The organism is Brevibacillus sp. HB1.4B (assembly GCF_013284285.1).
Taxonomy (GTDB): domain Bacteria; phylum Bacillota; class Bacilli; order Brevibacillales; family Brevibacillaceae; genus Brevibacillus; species Brevibacillus porteri.
Window position 1 is genome coordinate 343,366 of record NZ_JABSUT010000004.1, and the last position, 20,417, is coordinate 363,782.

Annotated in this window: 18 protein-coding genes; 12 read left to right on the plus strand and 6 right to left on the minus strand. The window is 47.3% G+C overall.

Annotation, left to right across the window (positions count from 1 at the left end):
- Positions 1-172: 172 nt before the first annotated feature.
- From HP398_RS12200 to HP398_RS12220, 5 genes are all read left to right on the plus strand, one after another.
- Positions 173-1,924 (plus strand): ABC transporter ATP-binding protein, encoded by a 1,752-nt coding sequence (locus tag HP398_RS12200; RefSeq protein ID WP_173622709.1) that lies wholly within the window; start codon positions 173-175, stop codon positions 1,922-1,924.
- Positions 1,925-1,928: 4 nt separating this feature from the next.
- Entirely contained in the window at positions 1,929-3,986 is a 2,058-nt protein-coding gene (locus HP398_RS12205; RefSeq protein WP_173622710.1) for an ABC transporter ATP-binding protein, read from the plus strand.
- A gap of 73 nt (positions 3,987-4,059) precedes the next feature.
- Complete coding sequence (locus HP398_RS12210) at positions 4,060-4,386, plus strand: DUF1904 family protein (RefSeq protein ID WP_012684582.1); 327 nt, start codon at positions 4,060-4,062, stop codon at positions 4,384-4,386.
- Positions 4,387-4,635: 249 nt separating this feature from the next.
- On the plus strand, positions 4,636-5,208 hold the full coding sequence (locus tag HP398_RS12215; protein ID WP_017249962.1) for an RNA polymerase sigma factor: 573 nt from the start codon (positions 4,636-4,638) through the stop codon (positions 5,206-5,208).
- The gene (locus HP398_RS12220) at positions 5,186-6,163 is read left to right on the plus strand and encodes a DUF4367 domain-containing protein (RefSeq protein WP_017249963.1); all 978 of its coding nucleotides are present in this window, start codon (positions 5,186-5,188) and stop codon (positions 6,161-6,163) included. Before HP398_RS12215 ends, HP398_RS12220 begins: the two co-directional genes overlap by 23 nt.
- 59 nt (positions 6,164-6,222) lie before the next feature.
- On the opposite strand, the gene HP398_RS12225 is transcribed toward HP398_RS12220, so the two are convergent.
- Positions 6,223-7,146: a DMT family transporter gene (locus HP398_RS12225; protein WP_173622711.1), complete on the minus strand. Its 924-nt coding sequence runs from the start codon at positions 7,144-7,146 to the stop codon at positions 6,223-6,225.
- 112 nt (positions 7,147-7,258) lie between these two features.
- On the opposite strand from HP398_RS12225, the gene HP398_RS12230 reads away from it, so the two are divergent.
- Entirely contained in the window at positions 7,259-8,686 is a 1,428-nt protein-coding gene (locus tag HP398_RS12230; protein WP_026043203.1) for an aminotransferase-like domain-containing protein, read from the plus strand.
- A 52-nt stretch (positions 8,687-8,738) separates the two neighbouring features.
- Here HP398_RS12230 and HP398_RS12235 read toward each other — a convergent pair whose 3' ends face one another.
- Entirely contained in the window at positions 8,739-9,452 is a 714-nt protein-coding gene (locus HP398_RS12235; RefSeq protein ID WP_017249966.1) for an alpha/beta fold hydrolase, read from the minus strand.
- Positions 9,453-9,631: 179 nt separating this feature from the next.
- Between HP398_RS12235 and HP398_RS12240 the strand changes: the two genes are divergently transcribed.
- Complete coding sequence (locus HP398_RS12240) at positions 9,632-10,291, plus strand: Crp/Fnr family transcriptional regulator (protein WP_173622712.1); 660 nt, start codon at positions 9,632-9,634, stop codon at positions 10,289-10,291.
- 179 nt (positions 10,292-10,470) lie between these two features.
- Here HP398_RS12240 and HP398_RS12245 read toward each other — a convergent pair whose 3' ends face one another.
- The 4 genes from HP398_RS12245 to HP398_RS12260 form a co-directional block, all read right to left on the minus strand.
- Positions 10,471-10,671 carry a cold-shock protein gene (locus tag HP398_RS12245; protein WP_007721941.1) on the minus strand — a complete coding sequence of 67 codons (201 nt, stop codon included), beginning with the start codon at positions 10,669-10,671 and terminating at the stop codon, positions 10,471-10,473.
- 187 nt (positions 10,672-10,858) lie between these two features.
- Positions 10,859-12,127, minus strand: coding sequence for a threonine synthase (gene thrC, locus HP398_RS12250; protein WP_017249968.1), 1,269 nt, complete (start codon positions 12,125-12,127; stop codon positions 10,859-10,861).
- Between the two features lie 187 nt (positions 12,128-12,314).
- Positions 12,315-13,001 carry a 23S rRNA pseudouridine(2604) synthase RluF gene (rluF, locus tag HP398_RS12255; protein ID WP_017249969.1) on the minus strand — a complete coding sequence of 229 codons (687 nt, stop codon included), beginning with the start codon at positions 12,999-13,001 and terminating at the stop codon, positions 12,315-12,317.
- A 24-nt stretch (positions 13,002-13,025) separates the two neighbouring features.
- Positions 13,026-13,667 carry an MOSC domain-containing protein gene (locus HP398_RS12260; RefSeq protein ID WP_017249970.1) on the minus strand — a complete coding sequence of 214 codons (642 nt, stop codon included), beginning with the start codon at positions 13,665-13,667 and terminating at the stop codon, positions 13,026-13,028.
- A gap of 145 nt (positions 13,668-13,812) precedes the next feature.
- On the opposite strand from HP398_RS12260, the gene HP398_RS12265 reads away from it, so the two are divergent.
- The 5 genes from HP398_RS12265 to HP398_RS12285 all read left to right on the plus strand — a co-directional run bounded on the left by HP398_RS12265 (position 13,813) and on the right by HP398_RS12285 (position 20,311).
- On the plus strand, positions 13,813-15,261 hold the full coding sequence (locus HP398_RS12265) for a nicotinate phosphoribosyltransferase (protein WP_017249971.1): 1,449 nt from the start codon (positions 13,813-13,815) through the stop codon (positions 15,259-15,261).
- 198 nt (positions 15,262-15,459) lie between these two features.
- Complete coding sequence (locus tag HP398_RS12270; RefSeq protein WP_017249972.1) at positions 15,460-16,719, plus strand: Glu/Leu/Phe/Val family dehydrogenase; 1,260 nt, start codon at positions 15,460-15,462, stop codon at positions 16,717-16,719.
- A 142-nt stretch (positions 16,720-16,861) separates the two neighbouring features.
- Entirely contained in the window at positions 16,862-17,782 is a 921-nt protein-coding gene (metA, locus tag HP398_RS12275; RefSeq protein ID WP_017249973.1) for a homoserine O-acetyltransferase MetA, read from the plus strand.
- Between the two features lie 135 nt (positions 17,783-17,917).
- Positions 17,918-19,105: an ROK family transcriptional regulator gene (locus HP398_RS12280; RefSeq protein ID WP_017249974.1), complete on the plus strand. Its 1,188-nt coding sequence runs from the start codon at positions 17,918-17,920 to the stop codon at positions 19,103-19,105.
- A gap of 93 nt (positions 19,106-19,198) precedes the next feature.
- Positions 19,199-20,311 (plus strand): Ig-like domain-containing protein, encoded by a 1,113-nt coding sequence (locus HP398_RS12285; RefSeq protein ID WP_173622713.1) that lies wholly within the window; start codon positions 19,199-19,201, stop codon positions 20,309-20,311.
- Positions 20,312-20,417: the final 106 nt, after the last annotated feature.

Here is a 20,417-nt window from a genome sequence, read left to right on the forward strand (position 1 = left end):
ACGAGCGTAGTATCGTTTTTTTGATCTCGTTAACATGGCGTAGGTTACCTATTTCGTAACTTGCGCCTTTTCTATTTTTGTTGATGAAAAGGCATGTTGCTCACGGGCGATGTGTCTTTTTTGTCCTCTAAAAAAGGTCACCCAGCCAGCTAAAGAGAGGGGAGAAACACGGATGTTCTCGGTTTTGGCAAAGCTTGATTGGTTTTTCAAGGAGCATTGGAAACGTTATACGGTCGCTATTCTGCTATTGATTCTGGGCGGCTTACTGGAGATTATCCCTCCAAAAATCATCGGGGTGGCTATTGATGAGATTCACCTGGGGACACTGACTGGCGAGCGGCTGGTATCCATTTTGCTGTTTTTCGGTGTATTGTCTGTCGCGATTTATTGGGTCAATTTTATCTGGATTCGCCAGCTGTTTGGAGGAGCGTTTCTGGCGGAGCGGACGTTACGGTCGAAGCTCATGACGCATTTTTTGCGGATGACGCCAACGTTTTATCAGCGCAATCGTACCGGTGATCTGATGGCGCGAGCGACAAATGACCTCAAGGCTGTCTCGATGACGACAGGCTTCGGAATTTTGACGATGGTGGACTCGTTATCCTTTACAGGGGCAATTGTGCTGACGATGGGCTTTTTGATCAGTTGGAAGCTGACCTTAGCAGCGATCCTTCCATTGCCGTTCATGGCCTATATCATCAAGCAATATGGGAAAAAAATTCACGAGCGTTTTTCTACCGCACAAACATCGTTCGGCGATCTGAACGACCGCGTCTTGGAATCCGTCTCTGGCGTTCGTGTGATTCGAGCTTACGTACAGGAGATGGCGGATCAGGAGCGCTTTCGCCAAAAAATACATGAAGTGTATCAAAAAAATATCGATGTGGCGAGAATCGATTCGCTGATTGAGCCAACCGTCAAAATATTGGTTGGAATCAGTTATATGATTGGTTTGATCTACGGTGGATACCTCGTGTTTCAAAGAGAACTGACCCTGGGAGAGCTGGTCTCGTTCAACGTCTATCTCGGGATGCTGATTTGGCCGATGTTTGCGATTGGTGAATTGATCAATGTGATGCAAAGAGGAAGTGCCTCGCTGGATCGCGTCACTGAAACCTTGGCTTATGAAGCCGATGTGACGGATCACGACAGACCGATTCATGTGGCAGTACCAGAAGTCATTCGGTTTGATTCCGTGACATTCCGCTATCCATCTGCGCATGTTGACCAATTAAGCGAGGTCTCCTTTACTCTTGGTCGGGGTCAGACGCTAGGAATCGTCGGGCGTACGGGAAGCGGAAAATCCACGCTGGTGCGACAGCTGCTTCGCGAATATCCGTTAGGACGGGGAGCTATCAGTGTTTCGGGAGAGGCGCTAGAACAGATCAGTCTGGATAACATCAAGAGCTGGATCGGCTATGTACCGCAGGAGCAGATTTTGTTCTCGAAGTCAGTCCGCGAAAACATCCTGTTCGGGAACAACGAGGCAACAGAAGAACAATTACAGGAAGTGTTGAAGCAGGCCGCATTTGCTCGGGACGTACAACTATTGCCCGAAGGCTTGCAAACGCTTGTTGGTGAAAAAGGTGTAGCCCTTTCAGGCGGTCAAAAACAGCGGGTCTCGATTGCTCGGGCTCTTTTGGTTAATCCGGAAATCTTGATTCTCGATGATGCCATGTCGGCGGTGGATGGAAAAACCGAAGCGGAGATGATCACGAATATTCGCCGGGAGCGTGCAGGCAAAACAACACTGATCACCACACATCGCTTATCGGCCGTCCAGCATGCAGATTGGATTCTCGTCATAGACGAAGGACGAATCGTCGAGGAAGGCACACATGCACAGCTATTGGAGCTGGGTGGTTGGTATAAAGAACAATTCGAGAAACAGCAGATTGAAGCGACGCTGACAGAAAGCGGGTGAATGAATGACGACGGGGAAAAGGCTAGTTCACTATGCAGCGATTTTTAAAAAGACAATCCTTTTAGCGATTCTGATGCTCTCTATATCTGTTGGGGCAGAGCTAACGGGACCATTCTTGGCGAAAGAAATGATTAATACCCACATACTGGGGATTGAATTCCCTTGGTATGAGACGGCACAGCGTGAGGGTTCCGTACAATACAAAGGGAAGTATTACACGAGACAGGATCATCTGGCAGCAGGGGAGAGTAGAGGCGAGGAAGCTCGTGTTCTCCAGATAGGAAGCGACTATTATTTCCTGAACCAGGCGATTAAGTTTGATGGGCAGCGAGCCATTGAGGATGGGAAGCTCGTTATTGTAAAAGGTACGGATCGAGCTGAGTACCAGGCCACTCTCTTAAGTAATCAGGAGATATTCGAATTTTTCCGGCCAGAGACAAGAGGCTTGTTCACACTGGCTGCTCTCTATTTCGGATTATTGGTAGTTGCTTCGCTTTTCCACTATGGGCAAAAGTTCTTATGGCAAAAATCAGCGAATCAGGTCATCGAGAGACTGCGCATGGATGTGTTCGCGCATATTCAACGATTGCCCATCCAGTATTTCGATCATCTCCCTGCCGGGAAGGTGGTTGCTCGTGTTACAAACGATACGGAAGCAGTCCGAGAGCTGTTTACGAATGTTCTCGGCAACTTCATTACGAGCGGGATTTATTTAATCGGTATTTTCGCAGCGCTGTTCTTGCTTGATGTACGACTCGCGCTCGTTTGTCTGGTCATTCTGCCAATCATGGTCGTGTGGATTTACTTGTACCGCAAGTACGCTTCTGCATTTAACCATGTCATTCGGGCACGCATCAGCGACATCAACGGGATGATTAACGAGTCGATCCAAGGGATGCCGATTATTCAGGCATTTCGCAGGGAAAAGGAAACAATGCGGGAATTCGGCGAACTGAACGAAGAGCTATTCACCTATCAAAATAAAATGCTACGGCTCAATGCGACCGCTTCGTTTAACCTGGTTCAGTTTATCCGCAATATCGCGTTTGTTTTATTCATCTGGTATTTCGGCGGTGCCTCCCTCGGGATAGGTACACTGCTATCGCTTGGTGTCCTCTATGCATTCGTCGATTATCTCAATCGCTTGTTCCAGCCGATGACACAGATCGTCAACCAACTGGCGAACCTGGAGCAATCTCTCGTCGCGGCGTCGCGCGTGTTTGAACTGCTCGATGAAGAGGGCATTGACGTTGATCCGGCAAAAGTTCCTTGCTATCAGGGGAATGTCCGCTTTGACGATGTTTCTTTTGCCTACAAAGACGACCAATACGTGCTGAAAAACATCTCATTCGAAGCATGGCCCGGAGAGACAGTGGCACTGGTTGGTCACACGGGATCGGGAAAAAGCTCGATTATCAATCTGTTACTCCGCTTCTATGATGTAAACAGTGGAGCGATTATGATTGATGGGCGCAATGTGCAGTCGTTTTCCAAACAGCAGCTTCGTCAGCATATGGCGATTGTTTTGCAGGACCCGTTTTTGTTTACAGGAACGATTCGTTCCAATGTGAGTCTGGATGATCCGTCGATTTCGCCTGAAAAAGTAGAGAAAGCTCTGTGTGATGTAGGGGCAGACCAACTGTTCCGCAGTCTTCCGCAAGGATTCGATGAACCTGTTATTGAGAAGGGCAGTACGCTTTCACTCGGGCAGCGTCAATTGATTTCGTTTGCGCGTGCTCTCGCTTTTGACCCGGCTATCCTCATTTTGGATGAAGCGACTGCCAGCATCGACACGGAAACAGAGGGCATTATTCAAAATGCACTTGAGGTGTTGAAAAAAGGGAGAACGACCTTCATTATTGCTCACCGCCTGTCTACGATCAAAAATGCAGATCAAATTCTCGTACTGGATCGAGGCAGAATCGTAGAGCGAGGAAAGCATGAAGACTTGATGGAGAAGCAAGGCAGGTACTATCAGATGTATCAATTGCAGCAAGGGAACAAAGAAGCGCGGGTGCAAGAGGCAGTAGGAAAGCACGGAAGCGCCGCGGCTCTGACCTAGTTTTTTCTACTCTTTTTGCCTCTTGAACGGTAAGATAGAGCATAGAAGTATGTACTTTTCAGGAGGGATCATCATGCCACATCTTATCGTTCGAGGTATCCAAGCTGAACAAATGGCCACGATTAGCGAACCGCTTGCAGTGGAGCTTGCTGCACTCTGCCAATGCGGCACGGACAATTTCACGATCGAATGCTTGCATACAACAGGCGTTTTTGGTGGGAAGATTGTGGAGTCGTTTCCTTTTATCGAAGTAGCATGGTTCGAGCGGGGGCAAGAAGTTCGTGACCAGTTTGCCCAGATCGTGACCAAGCATGTCTTATCTCTTGGCATTCCAGAAGTAGAGATGGCATTTGTCGCTTATCAAAAAGAAAGCTACTATGCCAACGGAGAGCATTTCTAAAGGGAAGCCGACAGGTGCTGTCGATTTCCCGGGAAAGAATCAAGACATTCGACAAGAGTACGGACAAATAAATGAATATAAGCATGGAATAAGGGTGTTCCTTTCCGTAAGCGCGAGATTTTTCGTACGCGACGGGTGGAGCACCCTTTTTATTGCAGCGAATTTTTACTCGTGTAACCAAAAATTTCTAAAATAGGTGTCACAAACAAAAGATGCCAATTGTTATTCATAGTGAGAGGAGGGCAAACCGTGGAAAAAACAGAGATAGAGCGCCTGTTGAGCGAAATAAAAGCAGGCTCTCTTGAGCAATACGAAATCATTATCGATCACTATCAACAACCGATCTTTACATACTGCTACCACATGCTCGGTCACCGTCAAGATGCAGAAGACGCTGTTCAGGAAGTCCTGTTTCGTGCCTACGAGCATCTTGGACAGTATACGTACTCGCTGTCATTTTCCGCATGGCTGTACCGGATCGCTTACAACCATTGTGCGAATGTGCTAAAGCGCAGGAAATTAAGCCGCGTGTTGCCCTTTTTGTACAACCGGGATCAGGATGGACGCAATTATGTCGAGGAGAGCATTGACAATAACCATTTTGGGGAGCCGCTTGAACGCATCTGGAAACGACTGTCCGCCGAAGAACGAACACTCATGTTCCTGCGGGTGCTAGAGGAAAGAGAGTACGAGGAAATTGCAGAGCTGATGGACAAAAGTCCTGCAGCCCTGCGCAAGCAATTTGAACGTGTTTTGAAAAAGTGCAAACGTTATTTGCCAACGACGGGAGGGGTGCGAAATGATGGACAAAAATCCGTTTAAGCATATGCGAGACATGCTTGCAGCGAAGCCCGTCCCGAAAGTCAATGTCAAACATAAAGTCATGGCCGCAATTCGTGCCAAGGAGAACAAGGAGGAGAAAGTCGTGAAAAAGAAAATTGGCTTGTTAGTCACTGTAGGTATGCTGGTAGGAGCGTCTTCCGTATGGGCGGGGATGGAAATGATCCAGTTGAAAAATGAGAAGGGAGAAGTAGTGTTAGAGCTTGAACAAATGAGTATGCAAGAACAGCAACAAATGATGCAGCAGCTACCCCCTGACACAAAGGATCAGATCAAAAAAAGTAGTGCAGAGATTTATAAACAGTTGGATACCGGAGAACAAATCGTCAATGGATTAAAACCAGGAGAAGCGGTTGCCATTTATTGGCCGCTGACAAAGCTTCAGTTGGAATCAAATCCAAACAGCAAGCCTTTTGTAGATGTACGCTCCAAGCCTTTTACCTATACAACGTGGAAGGACATGGAACAAAAGCTTGGCCATCTGTTCAAGGTCCCGGCAGAGATGGGGACGGACTTCAAATTTGCAGCAGGCGAAGCGATCTATCTCCCAAGTGACAAGTATGATGAGAGAGCGATGAAAGAGGAACAAGAAAGAACGAAAAAAGAATACGTGGTACAACCAGTTCCGTTATCGGACAAGCTTCGTAATGCAGAGATTGAGTACAAGGGCCAAAAAGGGAGTGCTTTCTTAGAAGTGTCCATTCTGGATGACAAGAATAAAAGTGGAGGTACATTTGCGGAGAATCTGGAGAAGATCATGATTGGCGACAATGAAGCCGTGTACTCCACTTTCGCACCTGAAAATGGGAAAACTGTGCACTCTTTGCAATGGGTGAAAAATGGGACAAAGGTGGACTATAGCCTGAGAGCCAATATGAGTGTGAGCACGAAAGTAGAGCTGCTGAAAATGGCGGAACAAATCAACGATACGAAATAACCATTTTCCAAATAGAGGAGTACCACAAAGCACCAGCTTGTGGCACTCCTTCTTTTTCATCAATGGCTAACGTCTCGTAGCTTGTTTGCCTTTTTACCCATCAACTGCTTCAAGCCATCCCTATTAATCAGGATAATGCCGACAATAATCGTAATTCCCCCTGCCAACGACAGGAGATAAAGCGGCTCATTGTACAGGATGACGCCCAGGCTTAAGGCAATCAACGGAGAGATATAGAGCCACGTGGATGGAAACACAGGGTTGGTCTTGGCCACGAGCCAATAGAAAATGGTGTGCCCCATCATGGAACCAACGACGATCAAGTACAGGAGCGAGAGGATCGCATTAGCCGTGAGCATCGATTCGATATGCACTTGCTCGGTGAACAGAGATAATACAAGCAGCATGGCTCCTCCATACATCATCTGTGCTGCATTCAAAGCAATGGGGGAGGTGTCTTGAAACCGTTGAATGACGCTACGGGAGTAAACTGCACCAGCAGAATAAAAGATTTGCCCGAATATGATTACCATGCACCCTGTAAGCCAAAGGAGACTAAATGAGATGGTCACACCGGGTAAAATTAGCATAAAGACACCGACAAAGGCAATCAAGCAACCCGCCCACGAAATACCGGGGAGCTTTTGCCGAGTAATACCTGTCTGAAGCAGCATCACCATGAGAGGGGCTGTTGCAGATAATATGGCTGCAATTCCTGAACTTACATGCTGCTCCGCCCAATACAAGGGGGCAAACGTCCCAAACGTCAAACCGACTCCAGTAAGGAACATTTCTTTATGAAGCAGCAGCGACAGTCGCGCCTGTTTTTTCCAGAGCATAAATGAAAACAAAATGACACCTGCCAGTAAGAACCGAAGTCCTCCTGAGAAAAACGGCGGGGCCCCCGCATCAATACCGACTTTGATTGCCAGAAAAGTCGTTCCGAATATCAAGCACATGACCACATAGTTGAGTAGTACCATTATGATTCCTCCCTTTTCCTCATCATAAAGGGAAGGGAACAGAACAGATGAAATGGAATAGAACAGATACAAAGATCAATCCATTATCATGGGGGAAAGGGGGGAAGCTTGCATGAAAAGGGAGGCTCTTTCAAACAGCCATTCTGATAAGCTGTTCGAGCAAGTATATGAATATCTTCTGGACCGGATCAGACGCGAAGAGTGGCGGGCACATCAGAAGCTTCCTTCTGTTCGAACATTGGCGCTGGAATTGAATGTGCATCGCCTGACGGTTTTTAAAGCATTTCAATTATTAAAACAAAACCGCCACGTGTATGTGAAGGATAAGTCGGGGTATTACGTACAACCGAGCAGCCTGTTGCCAGTGGAATCGATGGATGATCCAATCGTTTCTGCCTATGTGCACAAGAGCCACCTTTCTGAAATTCATCAAGTGCAGGCGACCTATCAATTTTCCAAAGCATTGATCGAACCGAATTTATTACCAAATCATTACTTTTCTGAGTACGTGAAGAAAGTGTTTGATCTGTATCCAAAGGTACTGGGTACCTACTCAACCACACAGGGAGATCAAGAGCTGCGGGAAGCACTGTGCAGCTATTATATCAGCCGTTATCATTTTCACCTGTCACCTGATGAGCTGATGATTACATCTGGTTCGCAGGAAGCGATTGATTTGGTTGCCAGAGTCCTTGTAAAGCCGCGTGATGTCGTGTTGCTGGAGAGACCCACTTACAGTCCTGCCATTGATGTATTCAGAAGACAGGGCGCCAATATGATTCCCATCGAGATTACGCCGCATGGATATGATTTGGAGCAGGTTGAACGGTTGATGCAAAAAGAAAAACCACGCCTGTTTTATCTCAATCCGACCTTTCACAATCCGACGGGCTATACGGTTCCCGCTGAACAACGGAAGAGACTGGTGGAGCTGGCTGCGAAGTATCAGTGCCTGATCGTAGAGGATGATCCGTGCCGCGATCTTTACTTCGGCGATAAGCCTCCACTGCCGTTTTTTTCTTACGACACGGAGGGCTATGTCATCTATCTGCGCAGCTTTAGCAAGTACATTGCGCCGGGGCTAAGTATTGCGACTGTGGCATGCCGTCCATCTATTATGAAGTATTTGATTCAAGCGAAATCATTGTCCGACAGTGGAGCGCCCCTATTGAATCAAAAGATTTTTTTGCACTATTTCTTCTCCGAAAGAATGCAGCAGCATTTGGCAAAGCTGCGGATTGCATTGGCCATTCGCCGGGATATCATGGAGGAAGAGCTGTCTGTGACCGACTGGGAGTGGTCCAGCCCACCAGGAGGCTTTAACTTATGGGTGAAGCTGCCTGATTCCGTCCCGATGGAAAGTCTTCTGGCCAAATGCATAGAGCAATCGATTACGTTTGTGCCCGGCGCGATCTGTGACCCACAGCGAGAGTTAAAATCTTGGATACGCATCAGTTATTCTTATTTGAATGAACAACAGCTGCGGGATGGATTGCAAAGGCTCGTACGTACGGTTCGCCAGTTGAACATAGAGGAATAGGAATGAAGCAAGGCTGCCGACATGATGGTCGACAGCCTTGTTTTTGGTTATTTTATGATTTGCTTACTTGATCGAGATGATTAACCAGCTCTTCTGGTTTCGACAAGAAAGGCGCATGATCGGCTTCCAGTGTAATGACTTTGCTGCAAGGTGTTTCTGTGTTCATTCTGCGTTGGAAATCGATTGGGATCGCATTGTCTAATGTGGTCTCAATATAGACGCGATCGACACTGCCGAATTTCTCTTCAGTAATTTGCACTGGCTGTGTAAACGGAGCCAGCGCTTGCGGACGGCAACGCTTCATCGACGCCAGCCTCAGTGCCTCATCCTCAACCGCGTTGAAAAATGTCCCTTCCACAGTCTCGAGCTTCGGAGCCAGCGTCATATCGGCTTCATTCAATTCGAATTCTGGGCCTTTTTCTCCTTCAGACTTGCTTATGAGACTTTCCCCGTTTTTCGGCAAGAATGCGCAAAGGTAGACGAGCTTATCAATTTTGTCATGTACTTTTTCAGCTGTTTGCGTAATGACGACGCCACCCATGCTGTGTCCGACAAGGATTACTTTATCGTTTTGTTGCTTGATCAGGTCAGATACTTTCTCGACGTAGAGATCCAGTGTTACCTGCTGAGGAGGTGTCATGTCTTGTCCACTTCCAGGCAAGTCCAACGTCGCGACCTTGTGTCCCAATGCTTCCAGCGAAGGTTTTACTTTTTCCCATACCCATTCACCTTGGCAAGCTCCATGAACCAATACAAAAGTACTCATTTACATACATCTCCTTCGTTTCATGATGATCGTTCGTTAGTGTTAACGAAGCGATTTCTTATTAAACAGGGTGTTCTTGTGTTCGTGCCACTTGAGTGCAATAATAATAAAAATCTGTATCGGTAATCTGTGACTTTGTCACCAAAGTTATTTTTTTCACAAGGAGGTTCTTCGTCCATATGCAAAAGGAGCAGATTGCGGAAGTCCTTGCACGTTTTCCAAGTCTGGCGGCACTTACTCTAGAAGAGTGGCAAGAGGAGGGAATCTCCATCACTACGGTTCCAGCCAACTTTACCATTGATGAAGGCGAGTTTTTGGAGAATGCGCCATTAATCTTGGATGGGCTTGTTCGCATTTTCAAACTGAGCAGCGATGGAAGAGAGGTTACGCTGTACAGGCTATCGGCTGGCGAGTGCTGCCCACTCATCGCGTCTAGTATATTGGGAGAAACGGTGTATGAAGCTTCGGCTTGCGTGGAGATGCCGAGTATGGTCTTGAACGTCCCGACGAAGATTTATAAGAAATGGATCGAGAAGCATCAAGGCTTTCGCCAGTATATTTTTCAATCATTTGCGCGGCGATTGATTATCATGTCGAACTTGATTGACGACATTCATTTTAAATCCATTCGGGTTCGGATTTCCGAATATTTGATCGAGCATACAAGTGCGGAGGATGATTCGCTCGCCATTACACATGATCAGTTGGCAATTGAGCTGGGGACTGCTCGTGAGGTGATTAGCCGGACACTAAAGAAAATGGAAAAAGAAGGGCTGTTGCGTGTAGCACGGGGGCAAATTACAGAAATTCAACGTTCTAGACTGTCTGCGGTTCAATAATCTATATTTGAAAATATAAAAATTTTAGGAAGCGATAGGTACTGTGTTATACTGAGTCTACCATTTACTGTTCTGTAGCATTCCCTACTCCGTTTACGTGAGTAGGGTTTTTTATTTGTGTTTCAAACAACCAAAAAACAGACCCCCTTACAGGAGTCTGTTTTTTGTGTATGGCTATATTAAACTTTTTGAACGTTAGTAGCTTGTGGTCCGCGTTGGCCTTGTTCTACGTCAAAAGTAACTTTTTGACCTTCGTCAAGGGATTTGAAACCGTCGCCTTGGATAGCAGAGAAGTGTACAAATACGTCTTCTTTACCTTCGCGCTCAATAAAACCAAAACCTTTTTCTGCGTTAAACCATTTTACTGTACCTTGTTCCATTGTTATTGCCTCCTAGTGTGTAACACACATGTATTACTATCCTTGCTCGCAGGATCATCTAGACGAAAATTTGTTATCTACGCTATCCGTTGCTTCGAACAAAAATAATTCTTTACTAGCATAACAGGATATTGAAAGGATAGCAAATAATTCGCGTATGTTGACGAAAGAAAATATAGATGAGCTGTTACGAAAGCATGGCGCCAATCTCTTTCAACGTAAGCTGTGACGAGACAATTTTATTTGGATAGCTCGCTTGTGTCGATTCCCCCACATGATACTCTTGCAGTGCATCAGTGTCCTTCAGCATGTTTCCTGTCAAAATACACACGGATGTTTCGTCCTTGTCGATTACTTGTCCTGCGATGAGCTTGCGTAATCCGGCGACCGTAGCAGCAGAGGCAGGCTCGCAGCCGATCCCGCTCTTATCCACCCATGCTTTGGCGTCGAGAATCTCTTGATCAGTCACGGAGCAGGTAACACCATTTGTTTCTTCTAAAGTACGTAGTGCCTTTTTCCAGCTGGGTGGATTGCCGATGTTGAGCGCAGAGGCACGTGTATATGGATTTGGTTCAGGTGTCAGCTCGGTGTGTCCGCCTGCGACCATGCGATGGAATGGACTAGCACCTTCCGCTTGTACGAGCGCCACCCGAGGAACTTTTTCGATAAAGCCGAGGTTTTTCAAATCCTGCAAGCCCTTTCCGAGAGCAGTCACATTGCTCAATGCTCCTCCAGGGATGACCACCCAATCGGGAAGGTTCCAATTGAGGTACTGCGCAATTTCGTACACGATACTCTTCTGCCCTTCAATGCGGAATGGATTGATCGAATTGCAGATGTAGAGGCCGAGCTCTTTGCTGTATTGCTCATAAAAACGGATGCCATCATCGTAGGTACCATCAAAGCTGATGACCTTTGCTCCGTAGGCCAGTGTTTGCATGACTTTATTCAAAGAAATGTTTTTGTTCGGGACAAACACGTAAGATTCGTGATGGGCGAGTGCAGCATACATGGCGAGAGAAGAAGAGGTATTGCCAGTCGATGTGCAGGTGAAGCGTTGATAGCCTAGTGAACGCCCGTGTGATACGGCGACAGTCATCCCGTTGTCTTTGAATGAACCACTCGGATTCTCGCTTTGTGCCTTCAGCCATACCTTGCTGTTGCTTCCTACATAGGATTGGATGAGTGCAGATGCGTATAGCCCTGTATTTCCTTCGTACTTGGTCGTGATGTACGCATCAGGAAGCTCGGGGAAAATCAGCTCTTTGTAGCGCCATACTCCGCTCGCATAAGGGGTAATGCGTTCGGACAGTCGCTCATGAAAGACGCGCTTCAACTGTTCGGCATCGATGGCTGACGTATCGTGAATGATGTCAAACAAGCCGCCGCATGTGCATTGATAGTCAAATAAATGGGCAGGCACTTCCTTGCTGCACTCGACACAAACCAGTTTCATCATCGCAAGATTCACCCCAAAAAGTGTGCGGGAGAATCTCTCCACCTCTTTTCTCTCGTATGGTTTTCTATATGGTAAACGGAGAAGGGGAGTGTGTAAATGACAGTTTTCAGTAAAAACAAAATATTCATATGCAGATACGAAAGACGGGAAGGAGCCACTATACAGACTCCAACCCGTCCCTATTTCACAAGCTTTTATTCAGATCAGTTAATTCCTTGGCCGTCAGATTGCGCCATTGCCCCAATTTCAAATTCCCCAGCATAATGTTCATGATACGTACCCGCTCTAGCTTTCGCACCTGATAACCAAAAGCCTGGCACATCCGTCTGATTTGCCGATTCAGCCCTTGCGTCAGCACGATATTGAAGACGCGGTCGCTGACTTTGGTTACTTTGCAAGGCTTTGTAGTTGTTCCGAGAATACGTACGCCGTTTGCCATTCCGTGTAAGAAATTCGCCGTGATGGGCTTGTCTACGGTGACGATGTACTCTTTGTCATGATTGTTTTCAGCACGCAAAACTTTGTTTACGATATCCCCGTCATTAGTTAACAGGATGAGGCCTTGCGAATCCTTATCCAGACGTCCGATAGGAAAAATCCGCTCCGGGTGATTCACGAAATCGATGATGTTGCCTTTGACATGCAGTTCAGTGGTACACGTAATTCCGACAGGCTTGTTCAAGGCGATATAGACATCTTTCTTTTTGGAACCGAGCGGCTGTCCATCGATGCGCACATCATCTCCTGACGCAACCGTACTTCCCAGCTCCGCGACTTGGCCATTGATCGTCACACGCTTGGCCTCGATTAATTTATCGGCTTCTCTTCGTGAGCAAATGCCGGTTTCACTGATGAACTTATTAATTCGCATGAGACGTTCCTTTCGCTATTACTGCTACTTATCCAGTTTTTCCAGTAGTTTTTTTCGCCAAGGTTGCGCCAATTCCTCCACCTCAAGCATACGCTGAATCGTCTCTTGGGATGGTGACTTGTCGTGGAAGTATAAGTGGTGAATCGACGCTACCGTTACTTGTTTTGGATGTGCAGTGATGAGGGTAATCTTGGAGTCTGGCTTGATCGTCCCTTCCTGCAAGACGCGGAAGAAATAACCCGTATAGCCCATTTCCACCACCGCTTTGAGCAGCTGGTTATTGTTGTTGCGCTTGTTGATGGTCGCGCAAGGAAATCTGCCTTGCGTCACTTGCAGGATGGTATCACCGAATTGATACACATCCCCGATGCAGACCTGCTCTTCGGTCATGCCAGCAAGCGTGAGATTTTCTCCGAATGCCGCATTGGTCAGTGGTTGGCCGAATAACTTCTCCCAATGGGCATAATGTTCAAAAGGATACGCACAGACGACGCGGTCTGGGCCGCCATGGTACTCTGGATTCGCGATATCGTCGTCATCAATTTTCTCGGAACGGACAACGAGCTCATCGGCTTCTTCCTTCCAAATGCCGGAGAGATATTCCTTACCGTTGTACATATTACTTTTAGGCAAACCTTTACTAATCGTAACGACTTTTCTGTTCAACTAATACTCACTCCCAGCCTGCACGATTGCTTCTCTTTTTATCCCCATACTATACCACATTCCCTCATATCCTCCACAGCGGATGGGCACCAGCGGACGCTTCTGGTATGATGATAGAAAGGAATACACAGGAGGCCTCAGTGACATGCAATCATTTGGTGTGGCACTACACACAGATAAATATCAGATCAACATGATGTACGCCCATTGGGTGAACGGAACGCACAATCAAAAGGTCGTTTTCGAAGCATTTTTCCGCAAGCTACCTTTTGGAAACGGATACGCCGTATCTGCCGGATTGGAACGCATTGTTTCTTATATAAAAAATTTGAGCTTTGAAGAAAGCGATCTCAAGTATTTGAGTGAGCAGGAGGAGAACTACGATCCGAAGTTTTTGGAAGAGCTGCGCCAGCTTCGTTTTAAGGGCTCGCTCTATTCCGTGAAGGAAGGTACCGTGGTTTTCCCGAACGAGCCGCTGATTCGCGTAGAGGGGCGTGTCATGGAGGCACAGCTGGTTGAGACGGCCCTGTTGAACTACATGAACTACCAGACGCTGATTGCGACCAAAGCTTCGCGGATTAAAAACGTGGCGGGCAATGATGTTCTTATGGAGTTCGGAACAAGAAGGGCGCAGGAGGCAGATGCTGCGTTGTGGGGGACGCGGGCAGCGTATTTGGCGGGTTTCGATGCGACCTCGAATATGCTGGCAGGGAAAATGTTTGGCATTCCGACAAAAGGGACGCACGCTCACTCATGGGTACAGAGCTTTGAGAGTGAGGAAGAAGCATTTGAGCGCTTCGCAGCAGCTCTACCAGGACAGGTAACCTTGCTGGTTGATACGTATGATACGCTCAAAAGCGGCGTGCCTAATGCAATTAAGGTCGGAAAACGCCTGGAGAAACAAGGTAAAAAGCTGACGGCGGTGCGCTTGGACAGTGGCGACTTGACGTACTTGTCTTGCAAGACTCGTGAAATGCTTGATAAGGCAGGCATGACCGATGTGCAAATTGTCGCTTCCAACGATCTCGATGAGCACACGATTATGAACCTGAAGGTACAAGGTGCACGCGTAAATAGCTGGGGAGTAGGAACGCAGCTCATCACGGCAGCGGATCAGCCGACACTCGGAGGCGTATACAAGCTGGTGGCGCGTGAAGGAGCGGACGGAGAATATCAGCCGACCATCAAAATCTCCGGGAATCCGGAAAAAGTCACAACGCCAGGTATCAAAGATATGTACCGATTGATTGATCCGGAAACAGGCAAAGCGATTGCTGACTATATGTGCTTCCCACATGAAACAACAGTCGATGATGGAGGACCTCTCCATTTGTTCCATCCGAGCCATACGTATTTGAGCAAGCATTTGGAGAACTACCAGGCAGAGTCTTTGCTAATTCCGGTATTTGTGGATGGGGAACTGGTCTATGAACTGCCGAACCTTCAAGAGATTCGCAACTACCATCGTGAGCAACTCAAGCTGTTCTGGCCTGAATACTTGCGCATGCTGAATCCGGAGCATTACCGTCTGCACATCAGCGAAGAGATGTGGGAGACGAAAACAAAGCTGATGAAGACGTATTTGAAAAAATAAGAGAAAAACGTCTGATGTGTCGAGAGGATGCATCGGGCGTTTTTTATTTGTTTCCCAAAAATAACACAATAATGTGAAAACAAAGAAAATAAATTGTCTGAATTTACTTGCATCGTATATAATTACTCCATTCATCCTTTAGCTCTGCGCCAAGGTGATGTGGAAAATGCGTGTGAAAAGTATTGGGGAGGAAGAGAGATGCTAAATACTGTAGAGAAAGAAAACCTGAATCCATACGAGATTGTGCAGAAACAGATTGATGCTGCAGCGGCACTGTTGGGATTGCGAAGCGATGCTGTAGAAATTTTAAAGCGACCCAAACGAGTATTGGCTGTCAGTTTTCCTGTCAAGATGGACGATGGTAGCGTGCGTGTCTTTGAAGGCTACCGATCTCAGCATAATGATGCGGTAGGGCCGACCAAAGGAGGGATTCGCTTTCATCCGGATGTGACGATGGATGAAGTCAAGGCGCTCTCCATGTGGATGTCATTCAAATGTGGCGTGGTTGGTCTTCCTTATGGCGGTGGAAAAGGTGGCGTCATATGTGATCCCCACGAATTCAGCAAAAGTGAGCTGGAACGAGTCAGCCGCGGCTTCATGGAAGCTATCGCTGATATTGTCGGACCGGAGACAGACATACCTGCACCCGATGTGTATACGACCCCACAAATCATGGGGTGGATGATGGATACGTACAGTCGATTAAAAGGCACCTATTCTCCGGGAGTGATCACGGGAAAACCGCTGAGTGTCGGCGGTTCCAAAGGAAGAAACGAAGCGACTGCCCGCGGATGTGTCTTTACCATACTAGAGGCGCTTAAAGATTCTGGACGCAAGCCAGAACAAACAACCGTCGCGATTCAAGGATTCGGCAACGCGGGAAGAATTGCTGCCAGACTTTTGACAGAGCTGGGCTTCAAAATCGTGGCGGTCAGTGACTCACGTGGAGGTATTTATGATGCTGCTGGCTTGGACATCGAACAGGTAGGGCAGTTAAAAGACAACGCCACCATTTTGGAGTATGCAGGTGGTACGGTCATCTCCAATGAACAACTATTAGAGCTGGAAGTGGATATTCTGATCCCGGCCGCATTGGAAAATGTCATCACAGCAGCGAATGCCCACAGCATTCAGGCCAAGTGGATTGCAGAAGCAGCAAATGGACCTACTACACCGGATGCGGATGCCATTTTGCGGGAAAAAGGGATTACCGTGATCCCAGATATTCTCGCCAACGCAGGTGGCGTAACGGTTTCTTATTTTGAATGGGTGCAAAACCTGATGAATTACTACTGGTCCGAGGTTGAGGTAAACGAAAAGCTGCAAACGACCATGATTAACGCCTATCGTGCTGTGAAAGAACTCTCTGATCAATACAAGGTAGACTTGCGCACGGGAGCCTATATGATCTCGCTATTGCGAATTACGGAGGCGATGGAAGCGCGCGGCTGGATTTAAGGAAAGAGACCTCTTGCAACTTGCTTGCAAGGGGATCTTTTCGTTTTCCCCTGTGGGATTGGCAGGAAGTCTAGTATTTTTGTCGAATTTGTCGGATTATTGTTTTTCTACCTGTGTTCAAAGGATGGAAAGGGGGATCTTTATGCCAATCAAATTGCCCGACGAATTGCCTGCAACGGAAATACTCGCCCAAGAAAATATTTTTGTGATGAAGGATAGCCGTGCCTTCACACAGGACATACGACCGCTCAGGATCGTCATTCTCAACCTCATGCCCGTGAAGGAAACAACGGAAACACAGTTGCTCCGCCTCCTGGGGAATACACCGCTACAGGTGGAAATCGTGCTTTTGCACATGTCCAGTCATACGTCCAAAAATACGTCGGAAGAACATTTATCGATGTTTTATAAAACGTTTGAGGAGATCTGTGACCAGCGATTTGATGGCATGATCATCACCGGAGCACCAGTGGAACAGCTCGAGTTTACAGACGTCACGTATTGGCAGGAGCTGACAAAAATCCTCGATTGGAAAATGGAGAACGTCACTTCGACCCTGCATATTTGTTGGGGAGCACAAGCGGGTCTTTACCACCACTTTGGCGTTCCGAAGCATCCGTTGCCAGAAAAAATGTTCGGAATCTTCCCTCATACACTCAATAAGCAAAAGGTGAAGTTGTTCCGCGGATTTGATAACTACTTCTACATTCCGCATTCCAGGCATACCGAAAATCGCAGGGAAGACATCGAGCAAGTGCCAGAATTGGAGATATTGTCCGAGTCTGATGAATCAGGGGTTTACATCGTAGCGACGAGGGATGGTCGACAAATTTTTGTGACAGGACATTCCGAGTATGATCCGACCACCCTGCAAGATGAGTACCAGCGGGATGTGAACAAAGGCTTGGACATTGCTGTTCCGCGTAATTACTATCCAAAGGACGACCCAAATCGCGAGCCTATTGTCACTTGGCGCGCACATGCGAATTTGATGTTTTCCAACTGGTTAAACTATTACGTTTACCAAGAGACACCGTATGATTTGAACAACAACAAGCGATAGCAACGTAGAAACCATCCGAGGTGATTCGGATGGTTTTTGTTTGGCCCAGTTGACGTAATAAATGGCGACAGGTAGTGTGAGAATAATCGCGCAGGAATACTACCGGGAATTCAAGCAAGATGGGAGTTTTGTAAGATGAAAAAAATCATGAAGCAAGATCAGGACGTGACCAAGCAGCATAACAAGCAAATGATCCTCGACATTATCAAAAAGCAGAGACCGATATCGCGTGCAGAAATCGCCAAAATTACGCGGATGAGTGCCACCTCGATTGGCAGATTTGTAAATGAGCTGTGCGAAGAAGGACTGATTCGAGAGACAGAGCTAACCTCATCAGGTGTGGGCAGGAAGGCAATTATGCTCGACATCGAGCCGGGGGCCATTTATACAATCGGCGTGGACATGGCAAAAAAGCGCATCAGCTTTGGGATCATGGACTTTAGCGAAGCAATTATTGCACAGCATCGGATGGATCATAAAACACAGGATTCTACACCGGAAGAGACGGCTGAACTGATTTGTAACGAGATTGAAGGGATACTCAAACAGACAGGCATTCCGTTAGAAAAAGTGGTCGGGATCGGCATTGGGATGCCAGGGGTGATTAATTATGAGCGAGGGATTGTTCAGCTATCCACTACGCTGGACTGGAAGGACGTAGCGTTTGCCAGCCTGATTGAAAAAAGGCTGAAAATCAAAACTGTTATCGACAACGATTTGAAGGTGAAAATCCTATCGGAGTACTTGTACGGTTCTGCCAAAGGCTCGAACAAGACAGCCTTGATCGGCATTGGCACGGGTATCGGCTCTGCGTTAATTATCAATGGCGAAGTGTTTCGCGGAGGCTCCAATAGCGCAGGAGAGCTGGGGCATACGACGCTCGATCCGAATGGGAATCTGTGTGAATGCGGAAAGCGCGGATGCTTGCAAACATACATAGACGAAAATTCTTTGATCATGGAAGCGCGTCGGGTGAAGGATGTCAGTGATGTCCGTCAGGTGTTCGCGGCAGCGAGAAACGAAGAGCGCTGGGCGAAGGAAATCGTCTCCCGTACCGCGTTGTACCTCGGAATCACGATTAACAATATTGTATGCATGTACAATCCAGATACCGTGATTGTAAGTGGTGATTTGGTGGAGAATTATCGCGAAATCATTGATTTGGTCGAGGAGCATAGCGATCAAGTGATCTGGGAGCCATTTAAGGGGAAATTTCGCGTCATTCCTTCCGAATTGAAGGGGGAGGCAATCGTGATGGGGGCAGGAGCTTTGGCGATGCAGCACTTTGCTCCCTTGGCAGGGACATGGGCAGAAGAATCATGACTTTCTTTGCCATTTTGTATTCAACAAGTACGGCAGTTTAGCCGATATAGAAAATGGTGGAAAAGTAGAAAGGAAAAGGAGTGGGATGTGAGCATGAGAAACTGGCAAAAAGGTATGCTCGCTACGGCTGTTACCGTTGGGCTGATCTTTTCCAGTGTCGGCCAAGTACCGGCATTGGCAAATTCTGCGACGACAAGTACGCAGAAGAAGATTTCCAAGCTTGTGGTTGATACAAAGACAATAAAATTGAAAAAAGCGGGGACGCAGCAGTTGAACGTCCGCGTGCAATACACGGATAAAACAACAGAAGACGTCACACAGCAAGCAGAGTGGACTTCCTCTGACAGTGACATCGCACGCGTTGAAAAAGGCTTGGTAACCGCTGTTAGTTCCGGTAAAACAAGAGTGAAAGCAAGCTTCGGGGGCAAAAGTGTGAGTGTCCCTGTTGAGATCGATGTGATTTCCAAGCTCACTGCTGACCAGAAGAAACTGGTTCTCAACGTGGGAGGCACGAAGCAGGTAAACGCAACAGCAACCTTCTCAGACAAGTCTACCTCTGATGTAACCGCCAATGCAGAGTGGGAAAGCGATGATACGGAAATCGTAACGGTCACGAATGGTTTGGTTACAGCAGTAAGTTCGGGCACAGCGAAACTCAAAGTGAAGTACGGTGGAAAAAACGTAACCATTCCAGTAGAGGTGGATGTCGTCTCCAAGCTGGACAGCGATAAGAAAAAGCTGTATCTGCGTCCAGGCACTACCCAGTCGGTTACACTGCTGGCTATCTTGTCTAGCAAAGAAAAGGTCGATGTAACAAGCAAAGCCAAGTGGACATCCGACGATGAAAAAGTCGCCACAGTTGAAAACGGAGTCGTGACAACTGTAGGTTCTGGCAAAGCGAGAATCAAAGCAACTTACGGTGGAAAGACAATCTCGATCCCTGTAGAGTCTGCTATTATCTCCAAGCTAGAATTTGACACGAAAAAGGCAGATCTCAAAGTCGGCGAATCAAAAGACTTGAAGGTATCTGCTATCTATACCGACAAAACCAAGGTCGATGTCACAGTCGATGCAGACTGGATCTCCACGAACAGCTCCGTTGTGACTGTAGCGGATGGCAAGCTCACGGCTGTGAAAGCAGGTCGCGCAACGATTGCCGCTACGTATAATGGAAAAGTCGTAAAAATACAGGTAACCGTGAAGTAACTCAAGCTGGAGGAAAAGCCAGGGCGCGACTGCGTTCCTGGCTTTTTTGCATACTCTCGCCTGTGGTAATCTGTAGCTAACGCTTTTGATTGGACGAAGACGGAGG